This is a genomic window from Bacillus sp. 05T21 (genome assembly GCF_056396785.1).
Genome location: NZ_JBFTMD010000001.1, coordinates 170,139 through 181,875 on the forward strand (window position 1 = coordinate 170,139; position 11,737 = coordinate 181,875).

9 protein-coding genes and 1 pseudogene are annotated in these 11,737 nt (G+C 37.8%); all 10 read right to left on the reverse strand.

Going from position 1 to position 11,737, the window contains the following annotated elements; genetic code table 11:
- Nucleotides 1-102: 102 nt before the first annotated feature.
- Entirely contained in the window at nucleotides 103-804 is a 702-nt protein-coding gene (gene rpsB / locus AC1DKZ_RS00850) for a 30S ribosomal protein S2 (protein ID WP_002088178.1), read from the reverse strand.
- 354 nt (nucleotides 805-1,158) lie between these two features.
- Nucleotides 1,159-1,938: a GTP-sensing pleiotropic transcriptional regulator CodY gene (gene codY / locus AC1DKZ_RS00855; RefSeq protein ID WP_002014541.1), complete on the reverse strand. Its 780-nt coding sequence runs from the start codon at nucleotides 1,936-1,938 to the stop codon at nucleotides 1,159-1,161.
- 77 nt (nucleotides 1,939-2,015) lie between these two features.
- A complete protein-coding gene (hslU, locus tag AC1DKZ_RS00860) occupies nucleotides 2,016-3,407 on the reverse strand; it encodes an ATP-dependent protease ATPase subunit HslU (protein ID WP_002014539.1) in 1,392 nt (463 codons plus the stop codon).
- 22 nt (nucleotides 3,408-3,429) lie between these two features.
- On the reverse strand, nucleotides 3,430-3,972 hold the full coding sequence (gene hslV / locus AC1DKZ_RS00865) for an ATP-dependent protease proteolytic subunit HslV (protein WP_002014538.1): 543 nt from the start codon (nucleotides 3,970-3,972) through the stop codon (nucleotides 3,430-3,432).
- Between the two features lie 42 nt (nucleotides 3,973-4,014).
- Nucleotides 4,015-4,914, reverse strand: a complete 900-nt coding sequence (xerC, locus tag AC1DKZ_RS00870) for a tyrosine recombinase XerC (protein ID WP_078175468.1) — start codon at nucleotides 4,912-4,914, stop codon at nucleotides 4,015-4,017.
- A 71-nt stretch (nucleotides 4,915-4,985) separates the two neighbouring features.
- Nucleotides 4,986-6,290: an FADH(2)-oxidizing methylenetetrahydrofolate--tRNA-(uracil(54)-C(5))-methyltransferase TrmFO gene (gene trmFO / locus AC1DKZ_RS00875; RefSeq protein ID WP_476995542.1), complete on the reverse strand. Its 1,305-nt coding sequence runs from the start codon at nucleotides 6,288-6,290 to the stop codon at nucleotides 4,986-4,988.
- Between the two features lie 48 nt (nucleotides 6,291-6,338).
- A complete protein-coding gene (gene topA / locus AC1DKZ_RS00880) occupies nucleotides 6,339-8,417 on the reverse strand; it encodes a type I DNA topoisomerase (protein WP_476995543.1) in 2,079 nt (692 codons plus the stop codon).
- Between the two features lie 144 nt (nucleotides 8,418-8,561).
- Nucleotides 8,562-9,431 (reverse strand): annotated as a pseudogene (dprA, locus tag AC1DKZ_RS00885) (DNA-processing protein DprA).
- Nucleotides 9,432-9,519: 88 nt separating this feature from the next.
- Complete coding sequence (gene sucD, locus AC1DKZ_RS00890; RefSeq protein ID WP_002033796.1) at nucleotides 9,520-10,422, reverse strand: succinate--CoA ligase subunit alpha; 903 nt, start codon at nucleotides 10,420-10,422, stop codon at nucleotides 9,520-9,522.
- A 19-nt stretch (nucleotides 10,423-10,441) separates the two neighbouring features.
- Nucleotides 10,442-11,602, reverse strand: a complete 1,161-nt coding sequence (gene sucC / locus AC1DKZ_RS00895) for an ADP-forming succinate--CoA ligase subunit beta (RefSeq protein ID WP_002014529.1) — start codon at nucleotides 11,600-11,602, stop codon at nucleotides 10,442-10,444.
- Nucleotides 11,603-11,737: the final 135 nt, after the last annotated feature.

Below are 11,737 nucleotides of genomic sequence, written 5' to 3' on the forward strand. Positions count from 1 at the left end.
TTTTTCATCCTCCTAAAATATGTATTTATACCTTTTATAAAGGTGTTTATACCTTAAAAAAGGTGATAAAAGGCCGAACCCCTTATCACCTTTCCAAATTTGTTACGCAGTAACAGTTTCTTCACCTTGTTTTGTTTCAAGGATCGCGTCTGCCATTTTAGATGTAAGAAGTTTTACAGCACGAATTGCATCATCGTTTGCTGGAATAACGTGATCGATTTCGTCCGGATCACAGTTTGTATCAACGATACCGATGATTGGAATGTGTAATTTGCGTGCTTCAGCAACTGCAATACGCTCTTTACGAGGGTCTACTATGAATAATGCACTTGGAAGACCTTTCATATCTTTAATACCGCCTAAGAATTTCTCAAGACGCTCTAACTCTTTTTTAAGTTGAACAACTTCTTTCTTAGGAAGTACTTCGAAAGTACCATCTTCTTGCATTCTTTCGATATCTTTAAGACGCTTGATACGCTTTTGGATTGTTTGGAAGTTTGTTAAAGTTCCACCTAACCAACGTTGGTTAACGAAGTACATACCAGCACGAGTTGCTTCTTCTTTAATAGCTTCTTGTGCTTGTTTTTTAGTACCTACGAATAAAATGTCTCCACCTTCAGCAGCGATGTCACGCATCGTTCTGTAAGCTTCCTCAACTTTTTTCACAGTTTTTTGTAAGTCGATGATGTAGATACCGTTACGCTCTGTGAAGATGTAACGCTTCATTTTTGGGTTCCAACGACGAGTTTGATGTCCGAAATGAACACCAGCTTCAAGCAATTGTTTCATAGAAATTACTGACATAATTTAGTTCCTCCTAAATGGTTTTTTTGATATCCTCCGTTTACTTCATCTCTAAGCGAAACTACGAACGTAGCACCAACACTTAAATCAGTAAACGTGTGTACTTTGTACTGACACCACTGCTTACTATATCATACTGAAATATTACAATCAAGTCGAAAATGCGAACAATGTAAAACTTTCTTTTTTTCACGCTCAAATCCTAGTATTACCAACCTTCAATTCCTTTAAGCAAGGAATTGAAGGTTAATTAATAGTTTTCTAATGAATGTTGTCATGACGCCTTACGTAAGCAAAATCATTCACTTAAAAAAACAAAAAACTCTCCTCAAGCGAGGAGAGTTTTTTTATAAATTAGTTTGTTTTTAATTTAGCAAGTTCCTGTAGAAACTTGTCGTTTAGCACTTTAATGTATGTTCCTTTCATACCTAAAGAGCGAGACTCAATAACACCAGCACTTTCTAATTTACGTAGTGCATTTACGATTACCGAACGAGTAATTCCTACGCGATCAGCAATTTTACTTGCAACAAGTAAACCTTCTGTTCCATTTAATTCTTCGAAGATATGCTCGATTGCTTCTAACTCACTGTAAGATAATGAGCTAATCGCCATTTGAACAACAGCTTTACTACGTGCTTCCTCTTCGATTTCTTCTGCTTTTTCACGTAAGATTTCCATACCTACAACAGTTGAGCTGTATTCAGCAAGAATTAAATCATCGTCTAAGAACTCTTGACCAAGACGAGCTAATACTAGTGTACCTAGACGCTCACCGCCACCAACGATTGGTACGATTGTAGTTAAACCTTGACCGAATAATTCTCTATTTTCTACTGGGAATGCTGTGTAGTCACTATCCACACCTAAATTTGAAGATGTTTCTGTAACATTGAATAAACTTTGCGTATACTCTTCTGGGAATTGACGCTCTGCAAGCATGTGCTTCATACGTTCGTTTTCGATTTGTTGGTGAATCGCATATCCTAATAATTTACCGCGACGACTTACAACGAACACGTTCGCTTCAATTACTTCACACATTGTGTCAGACATCTCTCTAAAGTTTACAGGCTTTCCTGCTGCGCTCTGTAATAACGCATTTAATTTTCTCGTTTTTGCTAATAATTCCATTTCAAAATTTCCTCCTACATGTTACTTACATATTTTTTCATCACTTGGAAACTAGGGCGAGTCACCTGATGACACTATTACAAAATAAACTGGCTCACATCTTTATTTTTAGCTATTGTCGCTAATTTTTCCTCAACATATTGAGGTGTTATCGTTATTTTCTCTAACGTAATTTCAGATGCCTCAAACGATAAATCTTCAAGGAGCTTCTCCATAACAGTATGAAGTCTTCTCGCTCCAATATTATCTGTATCCTGATTAACTTGATAAGCAATCTCAGCAATCTTACGAATAGCTTCGTCTGAAAATTCAATTTCTATACCTTCAGTCGCTAATAACGCCGTGTACTGTTTAATTAGCGCATTGTCAGGCTCGATTAATATTTTAACAAAATCATCCGCCGATAATTTTGTTAATTCTACTCGAATCGGAAATCTCCCTTGCAATTCCGGAATTAAATCCGACGGTTTAGACATATGGAACGCTCCAGCTGCAACAAATAAAATATAATCCGTTTTTACTGATCCGTATTTCGTTGCTACATTCGACCCTTCTACAATCGGTAAAATGTCACGTTGCACACCTTCACGCGATACATCTACGCTATTCGACTGCTTACCAGCAATTTTGTCAATTTCATCGATAAAAATAATCCCGAGCTGTTCAGCACGATAAACAGCCTCTTGTGTAACTTCATCCATATCAATTAAGCGCTGTGCCTCTTCATTTGTCAAGAGTTTTCTTGCTTCTTTTACAGAAAGTTTACGTTTTTTCGTTTTTTTCGGCATAATACTTCCTAGTGCATCTTGGAAATTCATTCCCATTTGCTCCATGCCAGTTCCTTGCAACATATCAAACATAGAAGACTGTTGTTCCGTCACTTCGATCGATATCACTTCATCTTCAAGAAGGCCTGCCGCAAGCTTTCTTTCCACATCTTGACGTTTCTTTTCGATTTCATCATCTTCCTGTGCATCAGATGTTTGGTTTGAATTTTGATTACCACCAAAAAGCATTTCTAATGGATTTTTAAATCCAGATTGTTTCTCCGGACTCGGCACTAAAATTTCAACAAGACGTTGATTCGCTTGCTCTTCTGCTTTATCTTGAACTTTAACTACCATTTCCTCTTTCACAATACGAACAGACGTTTCAACAAGATCGCGGACCATCGACTCTACATCTCGACCCACATATCCAACTTCTGTAAATTTCGTCGCTTCAACCTTAATAAAAGGTGCTCCAACGAGTTTCGCCATTCGCCGTGCTACCTCTGTTTTACCAACACCTGTCGGTCCAATCATTAAAATGTTTTTAGGTGCAATTTCATCACGTAAATTTTCAACTAATTTACTGCGACGGTATCGATTTCGTAGAGCTACAGCAACCGCTTTCTTTGCATCTTTTTGACCGATGATGTATTGATCTAATTTTTCCACAATTTGACGCGGAGTAAAATGTAAATGCATATAAAATGCCTCCCTTACGATTCTACAATTCTTCAACAATTATGTTGTGGTTCGTATAAACACAAATATCGCCTGCAATTTCTAAACTGGCCTTCGCAATTTGTTTCGCTGTTAAATGTTCACTTGCATGTTGCTTTAAAGCACGACCAGCAGCAAGTGCATAATGTCCGCCTGAACCAATTGCTAAAATACCATCATCTGGTTCAATCACTTCTCCTGTACCTGAAACAAGGAGCATCGTTGTTTTATCCATGACAATGAGCATTGCTTCTAGCTGACGTAGCATTTTATCACCACGCCATTGTTTCGCCATCTCAACTGCAGCGCGCTGCAAGTTGCCATTATACTCTTCTAATTTTCCTTCAAACATTTCAAAAAGAGTAAATGCATCAGCAACTGATCCTGCAAAACCAGCTAAAACTTTCCCTTGGAAAAGTTTGCGAACTTTGCGAGCTGTATGTTTCATTACAACAGCATTCCCCATCGTTACCTGACCATCTCCAGCCATTGCACATTCTCCATTATGATGAACTGCAAATATCGTTGTAGCGTGGAAATTTCCCATAGAAAAAACTCCTTTATATGTTTTTATAGCCTTAAAAGCAATTTATGCCCGCGGGTGATGCTTCATGTACACAGAACGCAATCTTTCTTTAGAGACATGCGTATAAATTTGTGTGGTTGACAAATTCTCATGACCTAATAGCTCCTGCACAGTACGTAAATCCGCTCCTTCATCCAACATATGTGTAGCAAATGTATGCCTTAACATATGGGGACTTATCCGCATTGTAAGTGAAGCTTTCTTAATGAGTTCGTTCAAAACATAACGTACACCCTGATCTGTTAACGGCTTACCTTTCGCATTTAAAAATACCATATGAGATTGTTCTTCAGTCTTTTGAGCTAACTGTTTTCTCCCGTTCTCTATATAAGTAATTAAAGCATCTTGTGCATAGCTTCCGAACGGAATATATCTTTGTTTTTTCCCTTTTCCCATCACTAAAATTGTTCCCACTGCAAAGTCAATGTCGGTAAGTTGCAAATTAACGCATTCGCTTACACGAATCCCAGTTGCATACATCAACTCTAATAAAGCTTGATTCCTTTGACCTAATGGTGCCCCTGTATCAGAAACTTCAAACAATTCCTCTAACTCTTCAGCATATAAAAACTTTGGGATTGACAATTCTTTCTTAGGAAGTGACGCAAGTGCAAACGGATTATCTTTTTGATAACCTTCACGCATCAAAAAACGATATAAACTTCGTAAGCTTGATACTTTCCTTGCGACAGATTTACGGGCTAACTTCTGATCGTGCAACGTCGTCAAGTATAAACGAACATCCGCGTATGTAACATCTAAAAAAGAGGATATGCCTTCTCGCTCCATAAATTGCACAAAATGTTCTAAATCATTTTGATAACTTGCAATTGTATATTTTGAATAATTTCTTTCAATTTGTAAATATCCAACGAATAATTGTAACAATTTCTTCACATTCACATCCATATAATTCACCTCAATAAAGGCTACTAAATCGTATCACAACTTAGTAGCCTTTGCAAGAAATTTAATTAAATATTTACAAAATTTTGAATTGTTTCCAAAGCGCGTGTAGCATATGCTTCATTTCGCTCTTGTTTATTTTTAATTTTCTTCTCTAACGGTGTAAATAAACCAAAGTTTGCATTCATTGGCTGGAAGTTTTTCGCATTTGTCGCAGTAATATAATTTGCCATACTTCCCATTGCAGTTACAGGTGGTAATACAACTGGCTCTTCACCTTGTACAAGTCGAGCAGCGTTAATACCCGCTAATAATCCTGATGCTGCTGATTCAACATAACCCTCTACACCAGTCATTTGACCAGCGAAGAATAAATCATCACGTTGTTTATATTGATATGTTGGACGAAGTAAATTAGGCGAATTAATAAACGTATTACGATGCATTACACCATAACGTACAATCTCTGCGTTTTCTAGTCCTGGAATTAGCTGTAACACTTCTTTTTGTGGCCCCCACTTTAAATGTGTTTGGAAGCCTACAATATTATATAATGTTCCTGCTGCATCATCTTGGCGTAACTGAACAACCGCATACGGTGTTTTCCCTGTTTTCGGATCTTCTAACCCAACAGGCTTCATCGGTCCAAATACTAACGTCTGTCTTCCTCTACTTGCCATAACTTCTACTGGCATACAACCTTCAAAGAAAATTTCTTTTTCAAATTCTTTTAAAGGCACTGTCTCAGCAGCAATTAAAGCCTCATAAAAACGATCAAACTCTTCTTCTGTCATTGGACAGTTTAAATATGCCGCTTCACCTTTATCATAACGGGATTTTAAATATACTTTATTCATGTCAATGCTGTCTTTCTCAACGATTGGCGCTGCAGCATCATAGAAATAAAAATAATCTTCACCTGTTAGTTTTTTTAATTGTGCAGAAAGATCCGGAGACGTAAGTGGACCTGTCGCGATAACAGTTGGTCCCTCTGGAATTTCAGTGATTTCCTCATTCATTACAGTTACGTTCGGATGATTTTTCACATATTCAGTCACTTTCGCCGCGAATTCATGACGGTCTACAGCTAAAGCACCTCCTGCTGGTACAGAACACTCATCGGCTGCACGAATAATGACAGAATCCATTAGACGCATTTCTTCTTTAATAACACCAACAGCATTTGTCAATGTGTTTGCGCGAAGTGAGTTACTACATACTAATTCAGCAAATTTATCTGTATGATGAGCTGGTGTTTGCCTTACTGGTCTCATTTCATATAATTTTACTTGGACACCACGCTTTGCAATTTGGTAAGCTGCTTCGCTTCCTGCAAGACCTGCGCCAATGACGTTTACTACTTGTGTTGTCATATATATCACCTTTCCTTTTCTTCCCGAAAAAAATGTGAGCAGTTACGCTCACATTTGTTGTTCTTCTTCATAATCACACGAAATACATTGTACTTGCACGCCTTTTTTTAACTTTTTCTCTACGAGCATACCTTCACACTTCGGACATTTACGACCAATCGGCTTATCCCAAGATACAAAGTCACATTCTGGATACGTACCGCATCCGTAGAAAAGGCGTTTCTTTTTATTACTACGGCGTTCAATAATTTGCCCTTTATCACACTTCGGACAAGTAACACCGATTTCTTTTACAATCGGTTTTGTATTACGACATTCCGGGAAATTTGAACAAGCCATAAACTTCCCATATTTACCCATTTTAAAAACCATCGGGTGACTACATAATTCACAGTCTTCCCCAGCTGGTTCATCTTTAATTTCCACTTCACGCATTTCTTTTTCCGCTTTTTCTAAGCGCGGTTCAAATCCTACGTAGAAATCATCAACAATTTTCACCCAATTTGCATTTCCTTCTTCTACTTCATCAAGGCTTTGCTCCATATTGGCAGTAAATTCAATGTTAATAATTTCTGGGAAAAACTCTAAAATAAGTTCGATTACTATTCCACCAAGCTCAGTCGGAACGAAGCGTTTATTATCTAAAGCAACGTATCCTCGTTTTTGGATTGTTTCAAGTGTCGGTACATAAGTAGACGGTCTCCCAATTCCAAGCTCTTCAAGTGTTCTTACTAGACGAGCCTCTGTATAACGCGGCGGAGGCTGTGTGTAATGTTGCTTTGGTTCTATATCTTTTGAAAATACAGTTTCACCTACTTCTAACGGTGGCAACATCTTATCCTTTTCTTCCGCACCATCATCTTTCGACTCTACGTACACTTTCATAAATCCTGGGAACTTTACAACTGATCCACTTGCACGGAACTGAACATTGTTATTAATGAGTTTCGCTGTAACAGTATCCATTATAGCAGATGCCATTTGACTTGCAACAAATCGCTCCCAAATCAGTTTATACAAACGGAGTTGATCACGACTTAAGAAACTTTTTAGTTCCTCTGGCTTTCTCATTACCGAGGTAGGACGAATCGCCTCATGCGCATCTTGTGCTTTCGACTTTTTCGTTTCTTTCCTCTTCTCTGTTCCTATGTATTCCGCACCAAACGCCTCAGTAATGTAATCACGAGCCTCTGTTTGAGCTGTTTCTGAGATACGTGTTGAATCAGTTCTCATATACGTAATAAGACCTACAGTCCCTTGTTTTCCAAGATCTATCCCTTCATACAGCTGCTGTGCAAGCATCATTGTTTTCTTTGCTCGCATATTTAACTTACGCGCTGCCTCTTGTTGCAAGGAAGATGTTGTAAACGGTAATGCAGGGTTACGCTTTCGCTCTTTTCGCGTTACATTTTCAACCGAAAACGCATTGTCTTTCATCTTTTCGATTATTTCGTCCACTTGTGCTTCGTTCGTTAATTGAACTTTTTCACCATCTACACCGTAAAAGCTTGCTTCAAATGTGTCTTTCCCTTTCACAAATTCTGTTTTAATTGTCCAGAATTCTTCAGGTTCAAAACTTTGAATTTCTTTTTCACGTTCGATGATTAAACGAACTGCTACAGATTGTACGCGTCCTGCACTTAATCCTTTTTTTACTTTCTTCCATAATAAAGGACTAATATTGTAACCAACAAGACGATCGAGTATACGCCTTGCCTGTTGTGCATCTACTAAATCCATATTAATTGCACGAGGATATTTAAATGATTCTTTTATTGCATCTTTTGTAATCTCATTAAATACAACTCGGCAATCTGATTCAACGTCCACATTTAACGTATTTGCTAAATGCCAAGCAATTGCTTCTCCTTCACGATCCGGATCGGCCGCGAGATAGACTTTCTTTGCTTTTTTTGCCGCTGATTTTAAATCTTTTAAAACGGGACCCTTACCACGAATGGTAATATACTTCGGAGTGAAGTTATTCTTTACTTCTATCCCCATTTGGCTTTTAGGTAAATCGCGGACATGTCCCATGGACGCGACGACTTTGTATTTTTTCCCTAAATATTTTTCAATGGTCTTCGCCTTAGAAGGCGACTCCACGATTACGAGGTAATCTGACATGCTAGTGCCTCCTTAAGAGGTGGATTCAAGTCTTCATCAATCTTATTGATTTCTCTTGTTTTTGTCAATCAAGAATGAATATACCATACAGCGACAATCTACCATTTGTCAATAATTGTTTAATAAAAACATAAAAATATATGGTTAATTTAAAATTTCATCAAGGATATCCTCCGCATTTCTTACTAGCTTTGCACCTTGTTGAATTAGATGATTCGTTCCCGCTGCACTCTCTATAAATATAGGTCCAGGAAGCGCAAACACCTCTCTATTTTGTTCTAGCGCAAGGTCTGCAGTAATAAGGGAGCCACTTCTCGTTTTTGCTTCTACAACTAAAACACCTTTACTTATACCGCTAATAATTCGATTTCTTTTTGGGAAATACCATTTTTTCGGCACATAATGAGGCGGATACTCTGTCAATAACAATATATAATCTTTCCACGTGTCATATAAACCTCTATTCTCCTTTGGATACATATAAGATAATCCGTGTCCTAATATTGCAATGGTCGGGCAATGCTGCCTTACTGTAGCTTCATGAGCAATTGTATCTATCCCTCTTGCAAACCCACTAACAATAAGCCATTCTTTTTCAAGTAAAGGTTGTAAAATAAACTTCATACTCTCCTTTCCATATAAAGACGGTTCTCTCGTTCCAACAATCGCTAATTTATTTACTTTATTTAGAAAATCTCTTTCTCCTTTTCCGTATAAAACAAAAGGGGGATCTTGTATTTCTCGCAGTAATTGTGGATAGTCCTTATCCCATATTGTTATATAAAATATTCTCTTTTTTTCTAACTGGGATACATATTGTTGGAGATTTGAAATTTGAAGAAAATTTACTAGTTCTAAAGATTTTTCCGAGGATATTCCAGCGTGATATTCAAATTATTTCGGACTAAAAGTGTATATTCCCTTCAGTTCTGGATCAACATATAGTAGTCTCTCCATCACCTTCCAATGATCCGCCAACATGTAATGAAGGTGCAATAAACGTTCTCTTTTCATCCAAATTCTCCTTACCCATAATTTTTATTATGTAAACAAAAAATGTGTAAAAAGACACCCTCTAATAAGAAGGTGCCTTTCAAAAAGATTAGTAGTTTTTACAAGTCTCAAATAATCCCTTTTCTTTTAAAACAGAGATTAATGTTTCACCCATAACAGCTGGTGTTTCCGCTACTTTAATACCACAAGCTTCCATTGTTTTAATCTTTTCAGCAGCAGTTCCTTTGCCACCAGAAATGATCGCCCCAGCATGACCCATACGTTTGCCTTCAGGCGCTGTTTGACCACCAATGAAGCCTACAACTGGTTTTGTCATATTAGCTTGTACCCATTCTGCTGCTTCTTCTTCTGCCGTACCGCCGATTTCACCAATCATAATTACAGCATGCGTTTCTTCATCTTCATTAAATGCTTTTAACGCATCAATAAAGTCCGTACCGTTAACAGGGTCTCCCCCGATACCTACAGCAGTAGATTGGCCAATACCTTCTTGCGTTAACTGATGTACAGCTTCATACGTTAATGTACCAGAGCGAGATACGATACCAACATGACCCTTTTTGTGAATATATCCTGGCATAATACCAATTTTACATTCGTCAGGTGTAATGACACCAGGACAGTTTGGTCCAAGTAAACGTGTATGTTTACCCGCCATATATCTCTTTACGTTTACCATATCTAATACAGGGATTCCTTCAGTAATACATACTACTAAATCAACCTTTGCATCAACTGCTTCCATAATTGCATCAGCCGCAAAAGCGGGTGGAACGTATACAACTGAAGCGTTTGCGCCTGTTGCTTTCACAGCATCTTCTACTGTATCAAATACTGGTACGCCTTCAATATCAGTGCCACCTTTACCTGGTGTTACACCACCTACAATTTTCGTACCGTATTCAATCATTTGCTTTGTATGGAATAACCCTTGAGAACCTGTAATACCTTGAACAATAACTTTTGTATCTTTATTAACTAATACGCTCATTTTTCTCCCCCGCTTTCTATTAGCCCACTAGTGAAACAATTTTTTGTGCACCGTCTGCCATAGATTCTGCTGCAACAATATTTAAACCAGACTCATTTAAAATTTTCTTTCCTAGCTCTACGTTTGTACCTTCAAGACGTACAACTAAAGGTAACTCAAGACCTACCTGCTTCGTCGCTTCAATAACACCTTCTGCGATAACATCACACTTCATAATGCCACCAAAAATGTTAACGAAGATACCTTTTACATTTTTGTCAGAAAGGATAATTTTGAATGCTTCTGTAACTTTTTCAGCTGTTGCGCCGCCACCAACATCTAAGAAGTTAGCCGGGTCACCATGGTAATGTTTAATGATATCCATTGTAGCCATTGCTAAACCTGCACCATTAACCATACACCCGATATTTCCATCTAAAGGAATGTAGTTTAAGTCATATTTAGAAGCTTCAATTTCTTTTGAATCTTCTTCTTCAAGATCACGAAGTTCTAAAATATCTTTATTGCGATATAACGCATTAGAATCAAAGTTTAATTTTGCATCTAACGCCATAACTTTACCGTCACCTGTTGTAACAAGTGGATTAATCTCAGCGATAGAGCAATCTTTTTCGATAAACGCACTGTATAAGCCCATCATAAACTTCACAGCTTGTCCTACAAGTTCTTTTGGAATATTGATGTTAAACGCGATTCTACGCGCTTGGAAACCTTGTAAACCTACTGCTGGATCAATATATTCTTTAAAGATTTTTTCAGGCGTTTTTTCTGCTACTTCTTCAATTTCTGTTCCACCTTCTTCAGATGCCATTAAAACAACTTGAGAAGTTGCACGATCTAATACAAGACCTACATAATATTCTTTTTTAATATCGCAACCTTCTTCGATAAGTAAGCGTTTTACTTCCTTACCTTCAGGACCTGTTTGATGCGTCACAAGTGTAGTTCCTAAAATGCTTTCTGCATATGTACGAACTTCTTCTAAATTTTTTGCAACTTTTACACCGCCAGCTTTGCCGCGTCCACCAGCGTGAATTTGCGCTTTAACTACACATACTTCCGTTCCTAATTCTTTCGCTGCTTCTACAGCTTCTTCTACTGTAAATGCAACCTTCCCGTTCGGAACGCTAACCCCATAGCTTCTAAGGACTGCCTTACCTTGGTACTCATGGATATTCATGGTCCCATCCTCCCCTGTTTTCCTGTTTTACTCGAAAAGTTTTTTAATGTTTAAAAAACATTACATTGCCATTGTATAAGATGATTGGCACGCTGTCTACAATAAAGTGTCAGAAAACTGAAATCGCTTTATTCT